This window comes from Mesorhizobium carmichaelinearum, assembly GCF_900199455.1.
GTDB lineage: Bacteria > Pseudomonadota > Alphaproteobacteria > Rhizobiales > Rhizobiaceae > Mesorhizobium > Mesorhizobium carmichaelinearum.
In genome coordinates this window covers 172,611-194,820 of the sequence record NZ_FZQR01000008.1, presented here as the reverse complement: position 1 = coordinate 194,820, position 22,210 = coordinate 172,611, and the positions used below count along the sequence as shown (strand labels likewise).

Annotated in this window: 25 protein-coding genes and 1 tRNA gene; 11 read left to right on the top strand and 15 right to left on the bottom strand. The window is 62.3% G+C overall.

From position 1 onward, the window contains the following. Nucleotides 1–22: 22 nt before the first annotated feature. From CKW40_RS20015 to CKW40_RS20005, 3 genes are all read left to right on the top strand, one after another. Nucleotides 23–346: an integration host factor subunit alpha gene (locus tag CKW40_RS20015; protein ID WP_010915609.1), complete on the top strand. Its 324-nt coding sequence runs from the start codon at nt 23–25 to the stop codon at nt 344–346. 213 nt (nt 347–559) lie between these two features. Then, complete coding sequence (locus tag CKW40_RS20010) at nt 560–1,099, top strand: MerR family transcriptional regulator (protein ID WP_027046741.1); 540 nt, start codon at nt 560–562, stop codon at nt 1,097–1,099. A 103-nt stretch (nt 1,100–1,202) separates the two neighbouring features. After that, nucleotides 1,203–1,505 (top strand): hypothetical protein, encoded by a 303-nt coding sequence (locus CKW40_RS20005; protein ID WP_095201710.1) that lies wholly within the window; start codon nt 1,203–1,205, stop codon nt 1,503–1,505. Here CKW40_RS20005 and CKW40_RS43840 read toward each other — a convergent pair. The 3 genes from CKW40_RS43840 to CKW40_RS19990 form a co-directional block, all read right to left on the bottom strand. Then, the gene (locus CKW40_RS43840) at nt 1,502–1,822 is read right to left on the bottom strand and encodes an ATP-grasp fold amidoligase family protein (RefSeq protein ID WP_179298031.1); all 321 of its coding nucleotides are present in this window, start codon (nt 1,820–1,822) and stop codon (nt 1,502–1,504) included. The two genes, CKW40_RS20005 and CKW40_RS43840, sit on opposite strands and share 4 nt — an antisense overlap. A gap of 59 nt (nt 1,823–1,881) precedes the next feature. Beyond that, complete coding sequence (locus CKW40_RS43835) at nt 1,882–2,082, bottom strand: hypothetical protein (RefSeq protein ID WP_095201571.1); 201 nt, start codon at nt 2,080–2,082, stop codon at nt 1,882–1,884. A gap of 195 nt (nt 2,083–2,277) precedes the next feature. Continuing rightward, entirely contained in the window at nt 2,278–2,892 is a 615-nt protein-coding gene (locus tag CKW40_RS19990; RefSeq protein ID WP_143748336.1) for a hypothetical protein, read from the bottom strand. Nucleotides 2,893–3,166: 274 nt separating this feature from the next. Here CKW40_RS19990 and CKW40_RS19985 point away from each other — a divergent pair, with 274 nt between their 5' ends. The 3 genes from CKW40_RS19985 (at nt 3,167) to CKW40_RS19975 (ending at nt 5,789) form a co-directional block, all read left to right on the top strand. Next, nucleotides 3,167–3,451 carry a helix-turn-helix domain-containing protein gene (locus tag CKW40_RS19985; RefSeq protein ID WP_095201570.1) on the top strand — a complete coding sequence of 95 codons (285 nt, stop codon included), beginning with the start codon at nt 3,167–3,169 and terminating at the stop codon, nt 3,449–3,451. 184 nt (nt 3,452–3,635) lie between these two features. Then, nucleotides 3,636–4,094: a YbaK/EbsC family protein gene (locus tag CKW40_RS19980; protein WP_095201569.1), complete on the top strand. Its 459-nt coding sequence runs from the start codon at nt 3,636–3,638 to the stop codon at nt 4,092–4,094. Between the two features lie 114 nt (nt 4,095–4,208). Continuing rightward, nucleotides 4,209–5,789 (top strand): putative bifunctional diguanylate cyclase/phosphodiesterase, encoded by a 1,581-nt coding sequence (locus CKW40_RS19975; RefSeq protein ID WP_244571232.1) that lies wholly within the window; start codon nt 4,209–4,211, stop codon nt 5,787–5,789. Nucleotides 5,790–6,119: 330 nt separating this feature from the next. On the opposite strand, the gene CKW40_RS43830 is transcribed toward CKW40_RS19975, so the two are convergent. Continuing rightward, a complete protein-coding gene (locus CKW40_RS43830; protein WP_179298029.1) occupies nt 6,120–6,278 on the bottom strand; it encodes a hypothetical protein in 159 nt (52 codons plus the stop codon). Nucleotides 6,279–6,328: 50 nt separating this feature from the next. Here CKW40_RS43830 and CKW40_RS19970 point away from each other — a divergent pair, with 50 nt between their 5' ends. The 4 genes from CKW40_RS19970 (at nt 6,329) to CKW40_RS19955 (ending at nt 8,482) form a co-directional block, all read left to right on the top strand. After that, nucleotides 6,329–6,496 carry a hypothetical protein gene (locus CKW40_RS19970; RefSeq protein ID WP_095201709.1) on the top strand — a complete coding sequence of 56 codons (168 nt, stop codon included), beginning with the start codon at nt 6,329–6,331 and terminating at the stop codon, nt 6,494–6,496. 104 nt (nt 6,497–6,600) lie between these two features. Beyond that, nucleotides 6,601–6,735: a hypothetical protein gene (locus CKW40_RS45365; protein ID WP_280175391.1), complete on the top strand. Its 135-nt coding sequence runs from the start codon at nt 6,601–6,603 to the stop codon at nt 6,733–6,735. Continuing rightward, nucleotides 6,735–6,980, top strand: a complete 246-nt coding sequence (locus CKW40_RS44640) for a hypothetical protein (protein ID WP_244571225.1) — start codon at nt 6,735–6,737, stop codon at nt 6,978–6,980. Before CKW40_RS45365 ends, CKW40_RS44640 begins: the two co-directional genes overlap by 1 nt. 710 nt (nt 6,981–7,690) lie before the next feature. Continuing rightward, entirely contained in the window at nt 7,691–8,482 is a 792-nt protein-coding gene (locus CKW40_RS19955) for a class I SAM-dependent DNA methyltransferase (RefSeq protein WP_244571224.1), read from the top strand. Between the two features lie 523 nt (nt 8,483–9,005). On the opposite strand, the gene CKW40_RS19950 is transcribed toward CKW40_RS19955, so the two are convergent. The 5 genes from CKW40_RS19950 to CKW40_RS19930 form a co-directional block, all read right to left on the bottom strand. After that, nucleotides 9,006–9,082: transfer RNA gene (locus CKW40_RS19950), tRNA-Pro, on the bottom strand. A 57-nt stretch (nt 9,083–9,139) separates the two neighbouring features. Next, nucleotides 9,140–10,408, bottom strand: a complete 1,269-nt coding sequence (locus CKW40_RS19945) for an O-antigen ligase family protein (protein ID WP_095201567.1) — start codon at nt 10,406–10,408, stop codon at nt 9,140–9,142. Then, on the bottom strand, nt 10,405–11,940 hold the full coding sequence (locus CKW40_RS19940; RefSeq protein ID WP_095201566.1) for an undecaprenyl-phosphate glucose phosphotransferase: 1,536 nt from the start codon (nt 11,938–11,940) through the stop codon (nt 10,405–10,407). Before CKW40_RS19940 ends, CKW40_RS19945 begins: the two co-directional genes overlap by 4 nt. Before the next feature lie 87 nt (nt 11,941–12,027). Then, a complete protein-coding gene (locus tag CKW40_RS19935; RefSeq protein WP_095201565.1) occupies nt 12,028–13,158 on the bottom strand; it encodes a glycosyltransferase family 4 protein in 1,131 nt (376 codons plus the stop codon). A 10-nt stretch (nt 13,159–13,168) separates the two neighbouring features. Further along, nucleotides 13,169–13,732, bottom strand: coding sequence for a polysaccharide biosynthesis/export family protein (locus CKW40_RS19930; RefSeq protein WP_095201706.1), 564 nt, complete (start codon nt 13,730–13,732; stop codon nt 13,169–13,171). Between the two features lie 255 nt (nt 13,733–13,987). Between CKW40_RS19930 and CKW40_RS19925 the strand changes: the two genes are divergently transcribed. Next, nucleotides 13,988–16,270 (top strand): GumC family protein, encoded by a 2,283-nt coding sequence (locus tag CKW40_RS19925; protein WP_095201564.1) that lies wholly within the window; start codon nt 13,988–13,990, stop codon nt 16,268–16,270. A gap of 16 nt (nt 16,271–16,286) precedes the next feature. Here the strand turns inward: CKW40_RS19925 and CKW40_RS19920 are convergent, their stop codons facing one another. The 6 genes from CKW40_RS19920 to CKW40_RS19895 all read right to left on the bottom strand — a co-directional run bounded on the left by CKW40_RS19920 (nt 16,287) and on the right by CKW40_RS19895 (nt 22,107). Next, complete coding sequence (locus CKW40_RS19920) at nt 16,287–17,123, bottom strand: GNAT family N-acetyltransferase (RefSeq protein WP_095201563.1); 837 nt, start codon at nt 17,121–17,123, stop codon at nt 16,287–16,289. Between the two features lie 4 nt (nt 17,124–17,127). Further along, nucleotides 17,128–17,874 carry an aspartate/glutamate racemase family protein gene (locus tag CKW40_RS19915; RefSeq protein WP_179298046.1) on the bottom strand — a complete coding sequence of 249 codons (747 nt, stop codon included), beginning with the start codon at nt 17,872–17,874 and terminating at the stop codon, nt 17,128–17,130. Between the two features lie 2 nt (nt 17,875–17,876). After that, nucleotides 17,877–18,695 carry an ABC transporter permease gene (locus tag CKW40_RS19910; RefSeq protein WP_095201561.1) on the bottom strand — a complete coding sequence of 273 codons (819 nt, stop codon included), beginning with the start codon at nt 18,693–18,695 and terminating at the stop codon, nt 17,877–17,879. Between the two features lies 1 nt (nt 18,696). Next, nucleotides 18,697–19,608, bottom strand: a complete 912-nt coding sequence (locus CKW40_RS19905) for an ABC transporter permease (protein WP_095201560.1) — start codon at nt 19,606–19,608, stop codon at nt 18,697–18,699. Nucleotides 19,609–19,694: 86 nt separating this feature from the next. After that, complete coding sequence (locus CKW40_RS19900) at nt 19,695–20,984, bottom strand: ABC transporter substrate-binding protein (RefSeq protein WP_095201559.1); 1,290 nt, start codon at nt 20,982–20,984, stop codon at nt 19,695–19,697. Nucleotides 20,985–21,018: 34 nt separating this feature from the next. After that, nucleotides 21,019–22,107 (bottom strand): ABC transporter ATP-binding protein, encoded by a 1,089-nt coding sequence (locus CKW40_RS19895; RefSeq protein ID WP_095201558.1) that lies wholly within the window; start codon nt 22,105–22,107, stop codon nt 21,019–21,021. Between the last annotated feature and the right edge of the window lie 103 nt (nt 22,108–22,210).

Below are 22,210 nucleotides of genomic sequence, written 5' to 3'. Positions count from 1 at the left end.
TTTGAACTGATGGGACGGTCGCATGGGGGGAAAGACACTTACGCGTGCCGACCTGGCGGAGGCCGTCTACCGAAAGGTCGGTCTGTCGCGCACTGAATCCGCCGAACTCGTCGAAGCGGTGCTGGACGAAATTTGCGAAGCCATCGTGCGTGGCGAGACGGTCAAGCTGTCGTCCTTCGCGACATTCCATGTCCGCTCCAAGAATGAGCGCATCGGGCGCAATCCCAAGACCGGTGAAGAGGTGCCGATCTTGCCGCGCAGGGTGATGACCTTCAAGTCGTCGAACGTCTTGAAGAACCGCATCTTGCGTTCCCACCAGAACAGCAAGGCCAAGGGCGGCAAATAGCCTCCATTGTATGGTTGAAAACTGGCCCCGCCATAACGCCGGGCTTGAATATTGTTTCACAAACCGCTGAAATAAGGCCCGATTCGGCAGCATGGCCGGATTGGCGTTCCGCGTTGATCCATTCCACGCAAGTGGAATGAGCTTCTCTCTTTGTTGAAGCCTGATCTCGCTGAATACCGTTCCGGATCACGCTCCAGCGTGAGGATTTCGCCCATGGACAAGAGCCCTGACGCCTTCCGCACCATCTCAGAGGTCGCTGAAGATCTCGACCTGCCGCAGCATGTGCTGCGCTTCTGGGAGACGCGCTTCAACCAGATCAAGCCGATGAAGCGCGGCGGCGGCCGCCGCTATTACCGGCCGCAGGATGTCGAACTGATCAAGGGCATCCGCCACATGCTCTACGACCAGGGCTACACCATCAAGGGCGTGCAGAAGCTGCTGCGCGAAAACGGCAATCACTTCCTGGTCGCCATCGGCAATGGCGACATGGCCGCGGTCGAGGCGATCTCGCAGCGAAAGCAGGCCGACCAGGTGCCGCTGACGCCGGCAGCGCAGCCGCGCGGTGGCGATGACGAACTGGTTGGCCAGCCAAGGGTCAAGCCCAGCCGCCGCTTTTTCGGCCTGGGCAAGAGCGATGAGGAAGGTCCGGTCCAGCCGGACTCGTCGAAACTCTCGCGCGACAATCGCGCGCTGCTGCAGGAGGCGCTGTTCGACCTCCTGGAATGCAAGCGCCTGCTTGACCAGGTGCGCTGACCGCCGCGCGAGACGCTTTGAAGCCTCGAGACCGGAACCCGCCTTCGGGTGAGGCGTTACGTTTCCTTCTGCAAGACGTCGTTCAGCAAGAAGGAAACGCATGATGGCATCATTTTCGACCCTTTCGGACGTCGACCTCGAAAAGCAGGTCGCGGCCCTCTCGAGGGAACTCGCGGCGTTGCGCAAGGCGGTGTCCAAGCGGGGTGGCGCTTACTATGAAGACGGCCGCGATGCCGCTCTCGACACATATTCCGACCTTGCCGAACGTCTGCGGGACGCCGTGCCGGCAATCCGCAAACAGGGCAGGGTGATCGAGAAATCGGCCCGCGACCATCCGGCGGCAGCCGCCACGGTTGGCCTTGTGGTGCTCGGCCTTGTCGCCAGCCTACTCTTCAGCCGGCGCTAAGCCCCAGCCTGGTCATTTGCGATGCCGCTCCGGTATCTGGCGCGGAGCGTGTCGGCATAGAGGCGTACAACCCCCTTGTGGCGCCGGCGCAGGAAGGCGGATTGGTCGAGCCGCCAGAGCCGCTCGATCTCGCCGGCGAACGCCGGATTGGTGGTGGTGCCATAGCCGGCGCCGGGATAGACGACGATCTCGCCGGCGTAGAGGCAATTGTCGGTGACCAGGAAGTCGATGCGGATGTAGTCGAGGTTGCCGGCGATGACAGGGGCGATCGATATAGCCTGCCCGGTTTGATGTCGGGCTTGGCATTGCACAACCACGAGAAGACCAACCTTGAACAAGAAGCCAAGGCCGGTCTTCTCGTTGGCAGTCGGTATGCTTAGTAGGTCTTCTTTGCCATCTTCTTCACGTGGTGGTGATGATGGTGGTAGTGATGATGGCGGTGATGGTAACGATGGTGGTGATGATGACGATGATGCTTTGCCATCGGGGCCGCGTCCGCGCTCGTCGCGCCGATGACCGGCGCCGTGAAAGCGAGTGCAACTGCAAGCCCGAGGGCCGAGAGCAGGGACTTCTTCATGGATCGTTTCCTTCTTTCGTCGGCAGATCTTAAAATCGGGTCGATGGCCCGATCGCCGCGAATGGAATTACGCTCCTGATTTTTTTCGTCAGTGTTTCCTGATTGTAGAATTTTGTTTCTGGCGTGTTTCTGGGGAACCGGCTTCCCGACACTTTATCGTGAGGGCCGAAAAGCCGGCTCTTGCCGCTAATTTGGCTACATCGGCGGGATCACGCCATTGTTTTCCACCACGACGCGGCTGGAGCTCAGCGTACCGTCAGCCTCGTGCTGGGCGGCAACGAAGACCGTCGCGCCTGGCTTGAGATCGGTCGGTGCGGCTGGGGCGAAGGTCACGACGGGCGTGCTGTCGGGGATCGAAATCTTCTTGGTCTGGCCGTTGTCATAGGTCAGCGTCACGGCGCGTCCGTTTATGTCGGTGACATCGGCCACGGTGCCATTGGTCATGCGGCTGTTCGGCTGCAGGTCCCAGGGACGGTCGCCCTCGCCAGTGCCTTTCAAGGCGGCTGGGAAGATCACCACTTCCAGTGCGCCGCTGCCGCCATCCGCTTTCGAGACGGAAGCAATGCCGAGGAAATCGCCCTGCTTGATGTCTTTTTTGGAGGCGCTGGCGACGCCCGAAATCTTCCAGCCGGTATTGAGCTTGATCGCTGATGTATCGCCCTGGCGGGTTTTCACGGTGAGCAGCGAGGGCTCGAAACTGACCACCGTGCCGCGCACGCGCAGCGCGTCAGCAGCCTGGGCGCCGTCCACGGCGGCAACGGAAAGGCTGGAGATCGTGCCGAGCACGACCATGAATGTCTTGAAGTTCATTGCAGGGATCCTTCTGGGAACGGGCTGGATGGAACCGGATGGTTTTCACCCCAGCGCATCAGAACAACGAACAGGTGGGCCGAAACCTCTCCCCAAAAAGGTGCCGGGGTGTTCAAAAGAACTTGATGGCGCGGGAGAGCGCCTCGCAGGCATTCGGTTCACGATAGCGTGACGGCTTTCGGCTCTTGGCAAATCGCTTTTGAGCGGGCATGTTCCTGCTCGTCTCAGGCAACACTCCATTTTGATCAAACTCTTTCAGCCACCGGAGTTGCCAATGCCCAACAATGCAAAAAGCCATGCCCTCTCCGAACCGTTAGCCAGTGAGATCGGGCCGGATTACACCGCCCTCAGAGCCATGCGGGAAACCCGCGGATACAGCGTGGAAGAGCTTTCCCTGACCTGCGGCCTCTCGGTCGGCGAGATCGAGGATATGGAGAACGGCCGGGCGGCCGATCCGTCGAAGCTGCGCCGTATTGCGTCCGCGCTTCGCATGCCCCAGGACGCTCTCATCGCTTCCGCCACACCGACGCCGGCCGCACAAGGCCGACCCCAGGCCTAGACCAATACCAGGCACGCAGGAGAACCCGCCAAGGCCCGCCTGGCGGGTTTCTTGTTGAAGCCATGGCATTCTCAGGCAGGCTGGACTTGCCGATCTACAGATCGCACGTGTTTATACCTGCGGCATCCAAATCCGTGCCAATCGCGCCTGCTCCTGCATCGTGTTGAACCGTGGGTTTTTCGATATGAGCCTGGACTCCGTTCGTGCCTTCTTCGCCGCTCATGCGCCCGACATAGAGGTCATCGTCACGCATGCGAGCTCGGCGACGGTGACGCTGGCGGCGGAAGCGCATGGCGTGCTGCCGGCGCAGATCGCCAAGACCATCTGCCTGCGCGTCGGCGAGCGCACCATGCTGGTGGTGACCAGCGGCATCGCCAGGCTGGACAACCGCAAGTTCAAGGACCAGTTCAGCGGTAAGCCGCGCATGCTGGATGCAGACGAAGTGGTCGCTGCCACCAGCCATCCGGTCGGCGGTGTCTGCCCGTTTGGCTTGCCGGCGCCACTGCCGGTCTATTGCGACGTTTCGCTGCGGGATTTCGATGAGGTGGTGCCTGCGGCAGGTGCCACTAACACTGCGGTGCGGATTACGCCGCAGCGCATGGCCGAGATTACCAGTGCTGAATGGGTCGATGTCTGCCAGTAGCTATGGATGGGAAGTTGGAGTGGCAATCCAGCCCGTGTCTCCCGGAGTGCTCCCGCGACATGGCTCAAGAGGGTCTTAAGCGATTGTTCAGCCAACCGGGGCAATATGGTGGCCATGAATTTCCGCCTTTCGAGCAGGCTCAAGGAGATAATCATCCGGTATCGCTTCACTTTGACCGATATCGCCATGATAACTGCTGTCGTGGTCGCAGCCGGCTTCGGTATCTGGCAGTTTGACGTCTTTTCGAACGAATCAGCTGCCACGCAGAATCTAACCTTTGAGCTTGACGAGATCTTCGCCGTTTGTGCGCTGGGCTTTGCTTTGTTTGGATGGTCGCGGCTTCGCGCGCAAAGGCGCGAGATTGGCCGACGGCGGGCGGCAGAAGAAGAGGCCCGCACCCTTGCTTTCGAGGACACACTCACTGGCTTGCCCAATCGGCGCCAGTTCGACGCTGCCCTGAAAGCAGCCCTGGCGGCTCCGCCTGGTGCGGATGCTGTCCATGCAGTGTTCATGCTCGATCTCAACGGGTTCAAGCGGATCAACGATCTCCATGGTCACCCCACCGGTGACGAGGCGCTGGTCCAGACAGCGATCCGCCTCCGTAGGGCGATCCGCGACAACGATATGGTCGCGCGCCTGGGAGGAGACGAGTTCGCGATCCTGGCTCGCCATCTGGCAGGCGCCGAAGCCGCCGCAACCTTGGCCTTGAGGATAATCGAGGCCTTGAGAGATCCCGTGCGCACCGGTGCGGGTGATCATGCGATCGGCGCCGGGATCGGGATCGCGCTGGTACCCACCGATGGGGCCGACTCCGAAACGCTGCTGCGGAAGGCGGACGTCGCGCTCTATCGCGCCAAGGCGCTAGGTCCAAGCGCGCTTCGCTTCTTTGAAGAGGAGATGGACCACCATATTCGTGAGCGCGACACCCTGGAGCGTGATCTTCGTGCGGCGATCGGTACGAAGAAACTGGAAGTTGCCTACCAACCGAGGATCGACCTGAAGAGTGGAGTGATCATCAGCTTCGAAGCCACGGTTCGATGGATGCATGACCAATATGGGGAATTGGACACTGCGCGCCTCATCGCCATCGCGGAGACCACAGGTCTCGTTCAGGCGCTTGTGGACGATATTCTGCGCAAGGCCTGCCGGGACGCAGTCACGTGGGGACGGAATGTCACGCTGTCTCTCGGTGTGCCCCCGACACTTCTCAGGGACGATACATTTGGACTCCGCATCGTAGCCATTCTCGGAGAGAGCGGCCTACCCGCATCCCGTCTCGAACTGGAGATCACCGAAAGCGCGTTGGTTGCCGACCTCGAAGCCGCCAAGCGCGTCCTCGGTGCCATCCACGAGACCGGAGTGAAGATCGCGCTCAACAATTTCGGAACGGGCTATTCGAGCCTCTATCATCTGCGGAATTTCAAGTTGGATACCATCAAGATCGATCGGAGCTTTGTTCAGGCGATGGCCGAGAACCCGGAGAGTGCCGCAATTGTTCGCGCGCTGGTAGGGCTCGGCTCTGGTCTGGGGCTGACGGTCGCTGCCGAAGGTGTTCAGAACGAACAGCAGCAAACAATGCTCATGAATGAGGGCTGTCAGCAGGGGCAGGGCTTCTTGTTCAGTCGAGCGGTTACCGCTGACGAAGCTCTTCGGCAGCTTCAACAGACAACCGGCCTTGTCCGCTTGACTGTGTAAAGGACGGAACGGGAACCCGCGACCGGAGCGGTTAACCACGCCTGTAACCAGCGCGGACCCAAAATGGATGTTAAACGTTTGCCATTATGGAAAATCACCAGCACAGATTCTATTGTCACATTGAAACCGACGGAACCTGGGCGGTTTGGGACCGCATTGCCAACGCTCCGGCGAGCTTTGGGAGGGCGCGACCTGCTTGGTTGCACATCCCAGCGGGCCAGCGCGGCAGAAGGCGTGCTGACCGGGATTTATGACAACGGATTGGATGCGCTCGCCGTTCGAATATCGGGGATAGCGAACGCCAGGCCCAACTGACGCGCGTGTCTGCGGCTACAGCTCGACTGTGATGTCGCACCGACCGGAATAATTCACCTGCAGGTGCACGGTCCCGAACAGCGTTGTGGCGCCGTCGCGAATGTCGGTCGCCACAATCATGTCCTGCACTTGCTGGTCAAGCAGAATGACGCCCGGGCAACTATCGCCAGCCAACCGTGGAACATTCCCTTTGGCGCTGTGTTGATGCGCAAAGGGAGAATTTCATGATCCGTTGGCTGGTCAGAATTGGCGCACTCTACGTCGCGTACAAATTCGGCGAAGAAGTCGGTCGCGCACAGGCTCGTGTCGAATTGTATCCGCAACCTCCATTGGATTACGAGCGCCTTCCGTCAGATCGGAACGAAGACGAGTTTGGAATCGAGCCCTTCTGACTTTTACGGCCATCGAGCCTGGCGGCCGCATCCAGTTCAGCGAGCCTCTGCCCGGCGAGGCCAAGGCGATTTTCCATCTGCTCGACAAGGCCGGCCTTGAAGGAATGGTATCGAAGCGACGCGAGAGCAAATACCGCAGCGGCCCGTCGACAAACTGGCTGAAGGCCAAATGCTACTCGGTCGACGAATACGAATTGCTCGGCGTCGAGCGTGAGGCTGGCAACCTGCCTTTGCCCTGATGGCCGATCGGGCGACCGGCCGCTATGTCGGTTCGGCGTTCATCAATTCCAGCCAGGCTATCCGCGAGCGGCTGTGGAGGCGGGTCCAGGAGCACGCCGGGCCGGCGCCAAAGGGGATGAAGCGATCGGCGACGCAATGGGTGAAGCCCGGCATCATCGGCCGTGTGAAGCATCTGCGCGGCGAGGAGGATCTTCGGCACGCTTCGCTGCAGGATTTCCGGGAGGAAGACGATGGCCGTGGCTAAGAAGGTCACGTGCCTGTAGCACCCGTGACCTATCCTCCGGCATAGCGCAGCTTGGCGGGGCGCTGGGGACCTCTAGTCGGCTTTCGAAGATAGCGCCCGAAGATCTCTAGCTTCTCTTCATAGCCAATGCGCACCCTATCCTTGCAACCTTCGCAATTGAAAGCCCCGATCGATCGGAGCCAAGACCCTGTCTTCACGATAGGATGCGAACAGATCGGGCATGCAAATTCGACCAGAACGTCGCGCAGTTCATCAGACAAAGGCATTTCGTCATTGTTCCTCAATCCGATGCCCGCCACCTCCGGTGAGTTGGCGGGCATCGATCTGACCGGCGATGAAGAAGGGCACTTACTCGGCGATCGATGTCCTAACCACGCACGGTCATTCGGGTTGCAGGCCTCAGACCTTTGCGCACAACAGCCCGACCAAAGTCGTAAGACGAGGAGCTTTCAGCGGATGGATTGGCCGGCGACAAGCGCGCGAGAAGCGTCAGAGCCGTAGCAGAGCGGCCAGCCGGAACCGCGCGGCGGTGACGCCGGCCAGGCACGAGCGAAAGGCCATGATCAGCGAAGTAGAGAAGCGGGCAGCCTGAATTGACGCCTCTCGGCATGATCGGAATTTTGCCCCCTGCTATAACTATTTGTAAGGTTTGCGTCATGTGATCGGATGAAGATCGATCAGGACGTGTGAAATCTATTGGCAAGCCCAGAATGGAGGTTGTTGTGATGGGCGGTTCTCGAGGTGATGTGTTGACCGAGCGGTCATTCGAGGGGAGCGCTTATAGCGATTACCGATCGAGCCATCAGACCCCAGGCTACGGCACCGATTACACCAAAACCTTCTGTTCCGGCTACTATGCTGCCTTGTGGTTGCGTATCGAACGCCCCCTGGTGGAAGGCATTCTCAGGCCTCTTGGCGGGCCGGGTCGCAGCTGCCTCGACTTCGCGTGCGGCACGGGCCGCGTCACAACTGTTGCAGGCCCATTGTTTGGTGAGGTCGTTGGTGTCGACGTCTCTCAATCCATGCTTGCTTGCGCGCGGGTTCCGGGCAACGTCAAGTTGGTGAAAGCCGATCTGACGGTTGCCCCCCTTTCCAGAAGATTCGACGTGGTTACAGCTTTTCGATTCTTCTTGAACGCTGAAGACACTCTTAGGCGGGACGCACTGTCGGCCATTCATGAGCATTTGAACGACGGAGGGTTGCTGGTTTCCAACATCCACATGAACGCAACCTCGCCGGCGGGGCTGGTCTGCCGCTTTCTCAACCGATTTCAGGGGCGCGTGGTTCGCAGTACCTTGAGCATCCACGCATATCGCCAGATGCTCGCTTCCAACGGGTTTGTCGTCGAACGGGTCATCGGCTATGGGTTTTTGCCGCGGCCCGGGTGGCTGCTACCAAGGCTTTGCGAAATGTTGGTCGGTCCTGTTGACACGATATGCCGGCGAGCTGGTGTCCCAGCACGCTTTGCTCAGAATTTCTTAGTGGTCGCCAGAAGGCGATAGTCGCAGAAGCCGGCTATTGCTTTCGTCGACCCACGCTCATCGTCAGGGGCGGCGTCGGCTCCACAGGGGAGTAGGGGGGCTGATCGGCCGTGTTGCCTGGCACCGCGTTCTAAACCCTGCGCAGCTCTGATCACGGCCTCGCGGCTGTTGCCGTGTTTTAGGATCAACTCCCAGACCAGATCCGCTGTCAAACCGTTCTCCGAAGCGAAACATTCGACCTCATGGTCGTGTATAGCATCATGCCAAGGCTTAAAGCCGCCCATTTGGGACTCCGCTCTAGGCGCCGCATGCGGGCTTTTCTTTTTGTGAAGTGTGACGGCGAATTAGGGTACGAGACCCGACATCGCTGTTGAGGGACAAACAAATGTTCCGCCGCCACCAAGCCTGAACCTGTCGAACTAGGGAAGGTTCCGAGGCTGTGGAGCGACTGCTCTGGAAATCGCCTCGCGCGGCTCGCTGGCTACAAGGTGGCTATAAATTTTGTAGCCACCTCTGGGGGAAACGGCTAACTCTTTGTTTTTGTTGGTCGGAGTGGCCGGATTCGAACCGACGACCCCTTGACCCCCAGTCAAGTGCGCTACCGGGCTGCGCTACACTCCGGACCGGTCGCGATGTATCGTGATAACCCCGCCCGGGTCAACCGAAATTCGGCGTTTATTACGCGGGTGTGGATGCGATCGCCGACACGCCTGGAAATGCCGGTCGTAACAGCCGCTGATGGCGGTATTCCAGCGCGATAGCACCCCAGATCAGCCCGAGCAGCAGATACACATGGCGCCAGTGGTCGATATCGATGAAGGTGCCGAGCCCGATATTGCCGATGAAGGCGACATAGGCGCACAGGAGATAGGGCTGCCATGGCCGGTCGCGCAGCAGGATGCGGAACCCGGCGCCTATGGTCCACAGCACAAGCGTCAGGAACGAGACGAAGCCGAGCCAGCCATAGTCCATCAGCATTTTCAGCCAGATGTCGTGCGTGTCCTCGCCGAACATCTTGCCGAAGACCAGCGGCCCGATGCCGAACGGACGCTCCATCGCCATCTGGAAGCCGATTGCGTAGCGGGCGAAGCGGCCGAGGCGAGCGGTGTCATAGCTCTGTTCGAGATGCGCGCGGCTGGAGAACATCTCCGACACGCCGGGCAGTTGCAGGATGACGATGATGGCGATCGTCAGCAAGGACAGCGCGGCGATGGTCATGATCACCACGCGCAGCCGGAACTTGCCGCTGGCGCTCTGCAGGAACAGGCAGCCGGTGAGCAGCACGGCAGAGACGGCGAACATGCCCCAGGCGCCGCGCGAGAAGGAGAAGAAGATGCCCAATGTGATGATCAGCAGCGGCACCGCCAGCAGCGGCATGCGCGCGATCGAACCGGTCAGGATGAGATAGAGCAGATAGATGCCGGGCAGCACCAGGAATGGTCCAAAAACGTTCGGGTCCTGGAAGGCGCCGGCGGCGCGGTCGTATTTGGTGAACATCTCGGCGCCGGGGAAGGCGTGGAAATAGCCGGCTATGCCAAGCAGCGACGTCGCCACCGCCGAGACGACATAGGCATTGAAGATCAGCCGGTAGAGGCCTGGCTGCGTGGCGGTGACGGAGGCGAAGAACACCGCGCTGAAGGCGAGAAACAGCGACACGGAGAGATAGAGCGGTGTGAAGGCGAGGTCCGCCATCTGCGTCATCGAGATCATGCCGCCGATGTTCATCGTCACCAGCAGCACCAGCAGCGGCATGGCCGCGCGGGAAATCCGCAGGCCGAAGAGCGCCCAGATGGCGATCAACCCGGCCATGTAGATTTCGTAAGGCGCCGGCTCGCTGATGACGAAACCGGACAGAAGGATGCCGACCACCACCGCAGCGGAAGAAATCAGTGCGATCAGCTTGGCGTTGACCGCGGCCTGCGGCAGCTCATGGGAAATCGCGCTCAATAGGCGTTTTCCGTGTTGAGCAGCCGGATCGGCGTCAGGAACAGGATCCTGAGATCGAACAGCAGCGACCAGTTCTCGATGTAGTAGAGGTCGTACTCCGTCCGCATGCGGATCTTCTCGTTGGTGTCCATCTCGCCGCGCCAGCCATTGATCTGCGCCCAGCCGGTGACGCCGGGCTTGACCTTGTGGCGGGCGAAATAGCCGTCGACCACCTCGTTGTAGAGGAGGTTGTGCGACTGCGCGGCGATCGCATGCGGGCGCGGGCCGATCAGCGACAGAGTGCCCAGCAGCGAATTGACGAATTGCGGCAGTTCGTCGATCGAGGTCTTGCGGATGAAGCGGCCGACGCGGGTGACGCGCGGATCGTTCTTGGTCACCGTCTGCTTGGCGGTCGGATCCGACCGGTCGGTGTACATCGAGCGGAACTTGTAGACCTCGATGATCTCGTTGTTGAAGCCGTGCCGCTTCTGCTTGAACAGCACCGGTCCCTTGCTGTCGAGTTTTATGGCGATCGCGGTCGCCAGCATCACCGGCAAGAAGACGATGATGCCGATCAGCGAGAAAATGATGTCGAAGGCGCGCTTGGCGACCGAATCCCAGTCGTTGATCGGCTTGTCGAAAATGTCGAGCATCGGCACCGAGCCGATGAAGGAATAGGCGCGCGGCCGGAACTGCAGCGCGTTGGAATGCGCCGAGAGCCGGATGTCGACCGGCAGCACCCAGAGCTTCTTCAACAGCTGCAGCACGCGCGTCTCGGCGGTCAGCGGCAGCGACACGATCAGCATGTCGATGCGGGCGATGCGGGCGAATTCGATCAGTTCCGAAATGGTGCCGAGCTTGGGATAGCCGGCGACGATCGGCGGCGAGCGCTTGTCGGAGCGGTCATCGAAGATGCCGCAGATGCGGATGTCGTTGTAGGGCTGCTTCTCGACCGAGCGGATCAGGATTTCCGCCGCCTTGCCGCCGCCGACGATGACGGCGCGCCGCTCCATGCGGCCGTCGCGTGCCCAGCGCCGGATCAGCCTCGACATCACCAGCCTGAGGCTGAAGAGGAGAACGAAACCGACGACGAACCAGGTGCCGAACAAAAGCCGCGAATAGTCTTCCGACATCTTCGTGGCGAAGGCCGTCAACGCCATCAGCGCGAAAGCGCCGGCCCAGACCAGCAGGATGCGGCCGAAATTGGCGATCGGCCGCATCAGCGAAACGACCTGATAGCAGTCGGTGACATCGAGCAGCACTACGGCGAGGAATGACGCGGCGGCGATCGTCACCGGATATTGCCAGGCGAGATAGTTGAAGAAACCGACAAAGTAGAAATAGACGCAGAGCCCCGAAAGGAACAGCACCCCGAATTCGACCATGCGCAGGACGCCGCTGACCATGATCGGCGACATCGTATCGCGCCGGTATTGCGATGCGACCTGCCGGGCAACGTCGTTCATGCCGCCGGGCGCATCGCCATCGGTCGGGCCGTCGAATTTACGCACCGCTTCAGGTGAAAAGCGGCGCGCGGGGTCGATCTCGTTCATTGGGCTTTCCGCAAGCTTCCCTCGGTCAATAGCAAAAGAGAGCTAAGAAACCCTTGAAACAACGCGTGGCTTTGGAAGGGCTGGGCGTTACCTGCCGAGCGCGGCGAAATAGGCCTTCTCGATTTCGGCGGCCATGACGTCGGCGCCGAAGCGCGCCCTGAGGCCGGCGCCATCGGGCATCAGCCTGCCGTAGGCGGCAAGGTCGGCCAGCGCCTCGCTTATCTTGTCGGCGAGTTCGGCCGGATCGGGCCGGATCAATGCAGGGGAGTCGGAACCAAAGATCTCCGGTATGCCGCCGACGGCGGTGGCGATCATGGGTCTCGCTGCGGCAAGCGTCTCCAGCACGACATAGGGCATGGCTTCCGCGCGGGATGGAACGACCACCAGCGCCGCCAGCGCGAAGGCTTCCCGGGCCGGCATCGGCGGCAGGAAGCGGACATGGCCTTGCAGTCCCAGGCGCTCCACTTGCGTGTGGTAGCGCGGCAGGTCGTCACCATCGCCGACCATCACCGCGGTCAGCGCGCGGCCAAGCCGGGGACCGGCGGCGGCCAGGGCGTCGATGAAGATGTCGGGTCCCTTCAGGTCCCGCATCATGCCGATATAGAGCAGATCCGCCGCATCGGGTCCGACGATGACCGATTCGAATTCGGCGGCGCGCAGTCCGTTGTAGACCAGAATGTTGGGGATCGGCGGCTCGCCCACCTTCCGGCGATAGGTCCGCCGCTCGTAGTCCGAGACGAACAGCAGGCAATCGGTGAAGCGCGCCATGGAGCGCTCCAGCGCGAAGAACAGCTTCCCCGTGGCTGTCGTTTCGTCATAGTGGAGGGAGCCGCCATGCGGCGAATAAAGGCGGGCTACGCGAGACCTTGATACCCGCAACAATGAGCCGAACAGACGGGCATAGGCGCCACCCTTGGCGCCGTGCCCGTGCAACACGTCCGGCCGCAATTCCTTGATGATCCTGTAGGTGCGCCGGGCCGAGGCGAGATCGCCCGGGCCGACATGGCGCTGCATTGGCGTGCGATGGATGCCGAGCGCCAGCATGTCCTTCATCTGCTCGAACAGGTGCTCCTCGAATTCGCCACCGGTGGTCGAATCGCAGACGATGCCGACCACATGACCGGCAGCAACCTGCGCCTCCGTCAGGTCGCGCACATGCCGGAAAATTCCTCCGACCGGTGAACGAAAGCAGTGGACGATCCTGAGCTTGTCCGCCACGTGGTGTCTGTCAGAACAGGCGTTCGCGGACGTAGACGGTATCTCCGGGCAGCAGCGGATCGGACGTGACCACGCGGCCGGTCATCACCTTGCCGTTGATGTCGCGGGTGATGTCGACGCTTTCCTGGTTGGCGCGTGGCGAGAAGCCGCCGGCAATGGCGATGGCCTTCTGGACGGTCAGGCCGGGCACGTAGGAATACTGGCCGGCAGCCCCCACTTCGCCCATGACGAAGATCGGCCGGTAGCGATCGATCTCGACCGAGACGTCGGGGTCGCGCAGATAGCCTTGCCGCAATTTGTCGGCGATCTCCTTTTCCATCTGCTGCGCGGTGTGGCCACGCGCCGGAATGGCGCCGACGAGCGGGAAGGAGAGGTAACCGGACTGGTCGACACTGTAGGTGTTGGTCAGCCCGTCCTGCTCGAACACGGTGACGCGGATGCGGTCGCCGGCGCCGAGACGATAGGGTTGATCGAGAACCTCGTGGAAGGCGGCCGGCGTCGGCCGGTAACTGGAGCAGCCGGCGAGCATCGATACGGCAAGCAGAGCGTGAAAGAGGGAAGCAGTGCTTTTCATGACCGGATACGTACCTTCGACTGGCCGCTGCGGCGTCGCAGCAAACATCTGGGATCGGGTTCGTTATCATCCTGTTAGGGTTAATGGCCGGTAAAGGCGCCGGCCAATACCGCTCGCGCCAGCAAGGGTTTTGCCACTTTTATCGATTTTCTTGGACGTTTGCAGTAATCCCTAACGGGGTATTACCGCGATCTTAACGGCTGAGTTACCATAGTTGTTTACGGTCCATCCTGACTCAGTTCGGAGTAGGGATGCATGTCCGTTCAGTCCGCGGCCGCAGATGTCGACGTTGACCTCAGGCAGCTCTTCGCCAGCCTGGCGAGGAACTGGCTGCGCATATTGCTCTTCGTCCTGGTGGTGACGGGTCTGGCGTTTGCCTTCGCTTCGTTCGCGACCAAGCACTACAAGGCTCAGACGCAGGTGGAAATCGCCCCGCGCGAATCCGTCTACACCCGTCCGGCTGGCAGCAACAATGACGGCGACAAGCCGATCCTCGACGAGCAAGGCGTCGCCACCCAGGTCCAGATCATTTCGTCCAACGAAATCCTCAAACAGGTGGCGCAGAAGCTCGGCCTGGGGCGACTGCCTGAGTTCGACGAAACGATCAACATGTCGTCGCTGAGCCGCGTGCTGATCCTGCTTGGGCTGAAGAACGACCCGATGGATGTTCCGGCCGACGAGCGCGTGTTGAAGAAGATGCGCGAGAAGCTCAACGTCTTCGGCGTTGAAAAGACCCGCATCATCGCCATCGAGTTCTCGTCCGAGGATCCCAAGCTCGCCGCCGCCATCCCCGACGCCATTGCCGCTGCCTATATTGCCGGGCAGGGCGCGGCCAAGAGCGAATCGAACACCGCCGCCGCGGATTTTCTGGCGCCCGAGATCGCCGACCTGTCGAAACAGGTCAGGGATGCCGAGGCCAAGGTCGCGGCCTACCGTGGCCAATCCGACCTGTTGATGGGCGGCAACAATGCCACCCTGGCCACCCAGCAGCTGGCCGAGCTGTCGACCGAATTGTCGCGGGTGCGGGCCAACCGCGCCGCGGCAGAAGGCACCGCCGACAACGTGCGCAAGGCGCTGCAGAATGGCGGCTCGCTGGATTCGCTGCCGGAAGTGCTGTCGTCCGACCTGATCCAGCGTTTGCGGGAGCGGCAGGTCGAGTTGCGCGCCACCATCGCCGACCTGTCGACGACGATGCTCGACAACCATCCGCGCGTTCGCGCCGCGAAGTCACAGCTCGCCGATCTCGACGCGCAGATCCGCAGCGAAGCCCAGAAGATCATGAAGGGCCTGGTGATGCAGGCCGATGCAGCCAAGGCGCGCGAAAGCCAGCTCATCTCCGACGTCAATCAACTGAAGGCAGCGTCGGCACAGGCAGGCAATGAGCAGGTCGGTCTCGACGCGCTGCAGCGCGATGCCGCCGCCAAGCGCCAGCAGCTCGAGCTCTATCTGACCAACTACCGCGAGGCAGCTTCGCGTCAGGACCGCAACTATGTGCCGGTCGACGCCCGCGTCTCCTCACCGGCCTCGGTGCCCTCCGAGCCATACTTCCCCAAGGTCGGGCCGATCGTTGGCGCGGCTGCGGCGGCTTCGCTGCTGCTGGCGGCCATATTCACGCTGCTCAAGGAGCTCTTCTCGGGTCGCGCCATGCGCCCGGCCCCGGGCGCCCGTTTTGCCCCGATCGACGAAGTGGCGATGCCGCCGACTGCCTACCGGGAGCAGGCAGCTCCGGAGCCATCCGTCCGCCTGGAGCCGGCCATCGCCAGCGAGTTTGCCAGTCGTGCCGCTGGGGCGTCATGGCCCGAAACGGTGACGGAGCCGGAGATGGTGGTGCAGCCGCTGCCCGTTGCCGAGCCCGAGCCGGCCGCCAAGGCTGAGCCTGTCGCAGAAGCCGAATCCGTGACCGAGCCGGAGCCCGTTATAGAGGCCGAGCGGCCGCGCTCGGTGCTCGGCGAGATCGACATCGAGAAGGCCGCGGAAAAGCTGATCGCCAGCGGCGCCGCCCGCGCCATATTCGTTTCGCCCGAAGGCGACGAGGCAGCCGCGTCGGCGATCCTGGTGGCACGCGAAGTGTCCGACGCCGGCCTGCGCGTGCTGCTGCTCGACCTCACCGCCTCAGGGGCTGCTTCGCGGCCGATGCTGGACAGCGGGCTTTTCCCGGGGATCACCGATCTGCTCGCTTCGCAGGCGCAGTTCAGCGACGTGATCCATGCCGATCTCTATTCCGACTGCCATGTCATTCCTGTCGGCACCGCCGATCCGGTTCGCGCCATGCGCGCCGCCGATCGGCTGCCGATCATCATGCAGTCGCTGACCACCGCCTATGATCTGGTGGTGGTCGAATGCGGGCCGGCCGATGCGCAAGGCATCAGCCGCCTGGGTGGCGATGCCACCGAAGTGTTCCTGTCCGTGCTCGAGCCGGACGACGAGGTGACCAAGGCTGCCGTCAAGCTGATCGAGAGCGGTTACCCCGACCTGACGCTGGTGACACCGCTTGGCCACGAACCGCCGGGCACGCCGGGCCGGCGCTCCGCGGCCTGACGGCCGAGCCCTCGGCCTATCCCAGCTCCAGCGTCGTCACGCCGAATATTTTCTCGGCGTCGAGCTTTGGCGGGGGCCCTTTGTACATGCGGGTGGTGCTGAAGGTCGGTGCGAAACCCGCCGCCTCGAGCGCTGCGATGAAATCCACCTGGGTGGCCGGGACGTCGATATTCAGTTCGCCACCCTCGCATGCGCTTGCCAGCGCCCCGAGCAAATCGAGCGCGGTCTGGACGTTGTCGGCGAAGAGCGGGCCGATCTTGAAGCCGCTGCGGCAGGCTCGCGCCACCGCATAGCCGGCCGTTCCCCGCGATGTGATCGCTGCCAGGGCATGGTGAGGCGGCCGCAGCCATCGCTGCAGGAAAGAGCGCCGGGGCGCGGGAAAGCAAAGCGCGTCATATCCGATGATGTCGGGCACCGGCTGCGCACTCACCAGGCGAGGCCGCTCGGCGCCAACAGGCAGCGTCGCAGGGCGTCCGCTGTAACGGATGGTCTCGTAAACCGGCTTGAACCCCTTGCTCCGGTAGTTGGCCTGCTGCTCTTCGACGCCGTCGAGGCCGATGGTGCACCCGGCCAGCCTGTCCATGCCTGCGGTCCAAACCGCCTTGCCGTAGCCCTTGCCGCGCATGTCCGGACGGCAGATGTAGAGACCGATGAAACCGAAATCCTGGCCATAGGCCACCGCTGAGATCGCGGCGACCATATCGTTGCCGACAAAGGCACCGATGAAACCCTCCGGATCCGCCGCCTGGAACATCGCCGCATCGTCAAGGCCGGGGTTCCAGCCCTCCGCCGCCGCCCAGTCGATGAGGTCGGCCAATTTCCCCAGCGACAGCGTGCGGATGGTCGGTTTCATGTGCTCACTCCGCGGCGACAGCTCCGGGCGAGAACGATTTCAGCATACCATGATAGGGCTTGGCCAGCGGGCTGGCATAGGCACCGCGCTTCGATGTCGACAGGCCGAGCGCAATCAGCGCTTCGGCCTGCTTGATCGCGGCGCCGACACCGTCGATGACCGGCAGTCCGAAATCTGCCTGCAACTGGTGGGCAAGGTCGGCCATGCCGGCGCAGCCAAGCACGATGGCCTCGGCACGATCTTCCTCGACGGCGCGGGCGATCTCGTCACGCAGCTTGCCGATCGCGCCCGATGCCGGATCTTCAAGTGCCAGCACCGGAATGTCGGCGGCCCGCACACGCGCCCGTCCCGCCATGCCATAGCGCTGCACCAGCCCCTCCACCGGCACACGCGAGCGTTCGGTGGTGGTTACGACGGTGAAGCGTTGGGCAATGAAGGAGGCCATGCTGAGCGCCGCCTCGCAAATGCCGATGACGGGGATGTTTGCCATGGCCCGCGCGGCATCGAGGCCGGTGTCGTCGAAACAGGCGATGACCGCGGCTTGAGCGCCGACGCGTTCGCCGGCGGCGATTTCCATCAGCAGGCCCGGCACGGCCAGCGCCTCGTCATAATAGCCCTCGATCGAGGCTGGTCCCGTGGACGAGGTCACGGCGACGATTTCGGTCCAGGCGCCGGCGACTGCGCGCGCCGCCGCACCGATGGTCTCGGTCATGCTGGCCGTCGTGTTGGGGTTCACCACCAGGATTTGCACGGTCACGCTCTCGCCCGGCGGCGGCCGACATAGAGGATGGCACCCAGCGTCGCCAGGATCACCAGGAACGAAAACACGGTGGTCACCGTGCCCAGCGCGTAGAGCACCGGCGTCGTGACATTGGTTGTCATGCCATAGATCTCGAGCGGCAGCGTGTTGAACGTGCCCGAGGTCATCAGCGTGCGGGCGAACTCGTCATAGGAGAGCGTGAAGCCGAACAGGCCGACGCCGATCAGGCTCGGCGCGATCATCGGCAGCACGACATGGACGAAGGTTTGCCAGGGGGTGGCGCCGAGATCGCGCGCGGCTTCCTCATAGGCCGGCGAGAAGCGGTTGAAGACGGCGAACATGATGAGCACGCCAAACGGCAAGGTCCAGGTCAGATGCGCGCCGAAGGCCGACGTATACCAGGCCGGGCGCAAGCCCACCTGCTGGAAGACGACGCCGATGCCCAGCGAAATGATGATGGAGGGCACGACGAGACTGGCGACCGCCAGATAGAACAGTGCGGTGGCGCCGCGAAATTTCTGGCGGAAGGCAAGGCCGGCGAGCAGCGAGACGATGACGGTGACGACCATCACCATCAGGCCCAGCACCAGCGAGCGCTTGAAGCTGCCGCCGAAATCGCCGACCGCCTGGCGCTCGAACAGATTGGCGAACCAGTGCAGCGACACGCCGTTGAGCGGGAAGGTGAGGCCGCCGGTCTCGCCCTGGAAGGAGAGGATCAGGATCGCCGACAGCGGGCCGTAGAGGAACAGCACGAACAGCGCGAAGAAGGCGGCGAGCACGTAAAATTCGAGGGTGCGTTTTTCGTGGCTCACGTCAAAGCTCCCGGCGGATGTCGACGATGCGCAGGATGCCGGCGACCATCAGCAGCACCAGCACCAAAAGCACCACGGCGTTGGCGGCGGCGGCCGGATATTGCAGCAGCGACATCTGGTTCTTCATCATCAGTGCAACGGATGCGCTCTGGCCGCCCGACATCACCTGCACGGTGGAGAAATCGGCCATCACCAGCGTGACGACAAAGATGGTGCCGATCGCCATGCCGGGCTTGGCCAGCGGGATGATGACGTTCCAAAGCACCTGCCAGCCGGAGGCGCCGGCATCGCGCGCGGCCTCGACCAACGAGCGGTCGATGCGCATCAGCGTGTTGAAGATCGGCGTCACCATGAACAGCGTGTAGAGATGCACCATGGCCAGCACGACCGCGAATTCGGAATAGAGCAGCCATTCGATGGGCTTTGGCACCAGACCCATATGCACCAGCGTCGAGTTGATCAGCCCGTTGCGGCCGAGCACCGGGATCCACGAGATCATGCGGATGATGTTGGAGGTCAGGAACGGCACGGTGCAGACCAGGAACAGCACCATCTGCATGGCCGTCGTGCGGATGTGGAAGGCCAGGAAATAGGCGACCCAGAAGCCGATAAACAAGGTCAGCGCCCAGACGATGGCGGCGAATTTGATGGTGTTGAGATAGGTCTTCCAGGTGACCCAGGAGCCCAGCACGTCGGAATAGTTGGTGGTGAGAAAGTCCGGATACATGGCGGCGAAGTCGTAATCCCAGAAGGACACGACGACGATCATGATGATGGGCAGAAGCAGGAACGCGCCGAGGATCAGCGCCAGCGGCGCCGACTGCAGGTAGGGCGTGACGGCACCGAGCGAGAAGCGGCGGCGACGCCTTGTGGGGTTGGCGGCGATGGTGGGGCGTTCGAGCGCGACTGTCATCTAGGCTCTCGGGGCAGGTTTTGCTGTCCGGGCGAAGCTGCTTCCCCTTCTCCGAGGAGAAGGGGAAGAGGAGGGTGCTTGTTCCCTTACGCCGCGATGAACTCGTTCCAGCGCTTCACCATGTAGCGGTCCTCGTCCATGACCGAGTTCCAGCAGGCGACCTTGCCCATGCGCTCCTCGAACGAGCCGCCATCGCGCACGGCGCCGGCCTTTTCCATGACCGTGCCGTCCGGAGCCTTGATCTCGCCCTTGGCCGGCTTGCCCTCGATCCAGTAGCCCCACTCGTCCTCGGTCATGAACTTCTTGGCCGAGACCATATTGGCCGAGTAGTAACCCTGGCGGTTGAGGTAGCCGCCGACCCAGCCCGACGTGTACCAGTTGATGTATTCATAGGCAGCGTCGAGCTCGGCGCCCTTGAGATGGGCTGCCAGGCCAAGGCCGCCGCCCCACGAACGATAACCTTCCTTGAGCGGCTGGAAGCGGCAAGGGATGCCCTTGGAGCGCACGGCGGCCACCGCCGGAGACCACATGGACTGGATGACCACTTCACCCGACGCCATCAGATTGACGCTCTCGTCGAAGGACTTCCAGAAGGCGCGGAACTGGCCGGCCTGCTTGGCCTTGATCAGGAAGTCGATCGTCTTGTCGATCTCGTCCTTGGTCATGTTGCCCTTGTCGGCATATTTGATGTTGCCGGTGGCTTCCATGATCATGGCGGCATCCATGATGCCGATCGACGGGATGTTGAGGATGGCGGTCTTGCCCTTGAAGGCCGGGTCCATGATGTCGGCCCAGGTGGTGATGTCGCGGCCGACGAGGTCGGGGCGGATGCCCAGCGTGTCGGCGTTGTAGATGGTCGGCACCATGGTGAACCAGTTGGTCGGCGCCTTGGCAAAGGTCTTGGAGTCCTGCGCCTCGACATAGCCGACGGTGTGCGGCGCCGTGCCCTGGGCAATCACGCTGTCGGGGGTGAGTTTGCCGGTTTTGAACAGCGGCACCAGCTCGTCGTAATATTTCAGCTTGCTGACATCCATCGGCTGCAGCACGCCGGTGGGGAACACCTTCTTGCAGATCCAGTATTCGATATCGGCGATGTCGTAGCTGTCGGGCTGGGTCACGGCGCGCTGGGCGGCGGCGTCGGAATCGGTCGCCGTCATCTCCAACGTGATGCCGAGGTCGGCCTTGCACTTGTCGGCGATGGCGTTGAGGTTCGACACGCCGGTGCCGAATTGGCGCAGCGTGATGTTGGACTGCGCCCAGATGGTCGGAAAGCCCGTGATGACGCCCGAGCCGGCGGCGAGGCCGACGGCGGCGGCACCTGTCTTGAGCAGAGAGCGGCGCGAAATGCCAGTCTTGGTTTCTTTGGTGTTTGTCATGTCTATTCCCCTGTCTTGTTTTGCTTGGTTGGAGTCATGAATGAAGGCGGCCGAGGACGATCGCGTCTTGCGGATCCCAGGCGAGCGGTACGGCGTCGCCAATGGCGACGGGTTTGGCGAAGAAGTCGGAATCGTCGACGATGACGGTGAAATCGTCGATGCCGGCACCGGTAACGGAAAGTTTCACGGTGGCGCCGCGATACTCGATGTTGGCGACGATGCCGGTGAAGCCGAGGCCGGGCGAGGGCGCGTCGCCGATGCGTACATGGTCGGTGCGGATGGCGATGTCGATCGGCGCGCCCGCTTCCTGCGGTGCACCGCTGGCGGCGAGCGAGCCGCCGCCATTGACGCCGAAGGTGACCATGCCGTCCTGGCTGCCCGTGACCCGGCCGGAGATGACATTGTGGTCGCCCATGAAGCGGGCGACGAAGGCCGTGGCCGGCCGCTCGAACACGTCGCGCGGCGGTGCCGCCTGTTCGATGCGGCCGTCATTCATCACCACGATCAGGTCGGCAAGCGCCATCGCCTCCTCCTGGCTGTGGGTGACGTGGACGAAGGTGATGCCGAGCGAGGTCTGCAATTTCTTCAGCTCGGCGCGCATGCGGATCTTCAGGAACGGATCGAGCGCCGACAGCGGCTCGTCGAGCAGCAGCGCTTCCGGGTCGGTGATCAGGGCGCGAGCGAGCGCGACGCGCTGCTGCTGGCCGCCGGAGAGCTGTGCCGGACGGCGCGTCGCATAGGCCTCCATCTGCATCAGCTTGAGCATGTCGAGCGCCTTGGCGCGGCGCTCACCCTTGTCGACGCCCTTCATCTTCAGGCTGAAGGCGACATTGTCGATGAGGTCGAGATGCGGGAACAGCGCGTAGGACTGGAACATCATCGCCGTGCCGCGCTTGGCCGGCGGCAGGTCGGTGACGACGGTGTTGCCGAGGCGAACATCGCCGGACGAGATGCTTTCATGGCCGGCGATCATGCGCAGCGTCGAGGTCTTGCCGCAGCCGGAAGGGCCGAGCAGGCAGCAATAGGTTCCCGCCGGGATCTTCAGGCTGATGTCCTCGACGGCGGTGGTCGTTCCATAGACTTTCGAAACGGACACGATGTCGATCTCGGCGGCTTTGGACATTCAGACTTCCCTTTTTGGTCGCATTAACCAATGCATCATGCGTGCCAATATCGGAGCGACCGGCCAAGCATTTGAATTGTCTGAAAAATCAGGATTCCTGGGC

Coding starts and splice junctions, on each gene's coding strand:
- CKW40_RS20015 (WP_010915609.1), top strand. CDS start 23: ATGGGGGGAAAGACACTTACGCGTGCCGACCTGGCGGAGGCCGTCTAC.
- CKW40_RS20010 (WP_027046741.1), top strand. CDS start 560: ATGGACAAGAGCCCTGACGCCTTCCGCACCATCTCAGAGGTCGCTGAA.
- CKW40_RS20005 (WP_095201710.1), top strand. CDS start 1,203: ATGGCATCATTTTCGACCCTTTCGGACGTCGACCTCGAAAAGCAGGTC.
- CKW40_RS43835 (WP_095201571.1), bottom strand. CDS start 2,082: ATGAAGAAGTCCCTGCTCTCGGCCCTCGGGCTTGCAGTTGCACTCGCT.
- CKW40_RS19990 (WP_143748336.1), bottom strand. CDS start 2,892: ATGAACTTCAAGACATTCATGGTCGTGCTCGGCACGATCTCCAGCCTT.
- CKW40_RS19985 (WP_095201570.1), top strand. CDS start 3,167: ATGCCCAACAATGCAAAAAGCCATGCCCTCTCCGAACCGTTAGCCAGT.
- CKW40_RS19980 (WP_095201569.1), top strand. CDS start 3,636: ATGAGCCTGGACTCCGTTCGTGCCTTCTTCGCCGCTCATGCGCCCGAC.
- CKW40_RS19975 (WP_244571232.1), top strand. CDS start 4,209: ATGAATTTCCGCCTTTCGAGCAGGCTCAAGGAGATAATCATCCGGTAT.
- CKW40_RS19970 (WP_095201709.1), top strand. CDS start 6,329: ATGATCCGTTGGCTGGTCAGAATTGGCGCACTCTACGTCGCGTACAAA.
- CKW40_RS45365 (WP_280175391.1), top strand. CDS start 6,601: ATGGTATCGAAGCGACGCGAGAGCAAATACCGCAGCGGCCCGTCGACA.
- CKW40_RS44640 (WP_244571225.1), top strand. CDS start 6,735: ATGGCCGATCGGGCGACCGGCCGCTATGTCGGTTCGGCGTTCATCAAT.
- CKW40_RS19955 (WP_244571224.1), top strand. CDS start 7,691: ATGGAGGTTGTTGTGATGGGCGGTTCTCGAGGTGATGTGTTGACCGAG.
- CKW40_RS19940 (WP_095201566.1), bottom strand. CDS start 11,940: ATGAACGAGATCGACCCCGCGCGCCGCTTTTCACCTGAAGCGGTGCGT.
- CKW40_RS19930 (WP_095201706.1), bottom strand. CDS start 13,732: ATGAAAAGCACTGCTTCCCTCTTTCACGCTCTGCTTGCCGTATCGATG.
- CKW40_RS19925 (WP_095201564.1), top strand. CDS start 13,988: ATGTCCGTTCAGTCCGCGGCCGCAGATGTCGACGTTGACCTCAGGCAG.
- CKW40_RS19920 (WP_095201563.1), bottom strand. CDS start 17,123: ATGAAACCGACCATCCGCACGCTGTCGCTGGGGAAATTGGCCGACCTC.
- CKW40_RS19905 (WP_095201560.1), bottom strand. CDS start 19,608: ATGACAGTCGCGCTCGAACGCCCCACCATCGCCGCCAACCCCACAAGG.
- CKW40_RS19900 (WP_095201559.1), bottom strand. CDS start 20,984: ATGACAAACACCAAAGAAACCAAGACTGGCATTTCGCGCCGCTCTCTG.
- CKW40_RS19895 (WP_095201558.1), bottom strand. CDS start 22,107: ATGTCCAAAGCCGCCGAGATCGACATCGTGTCCGTTTCGAAAGTCTAT.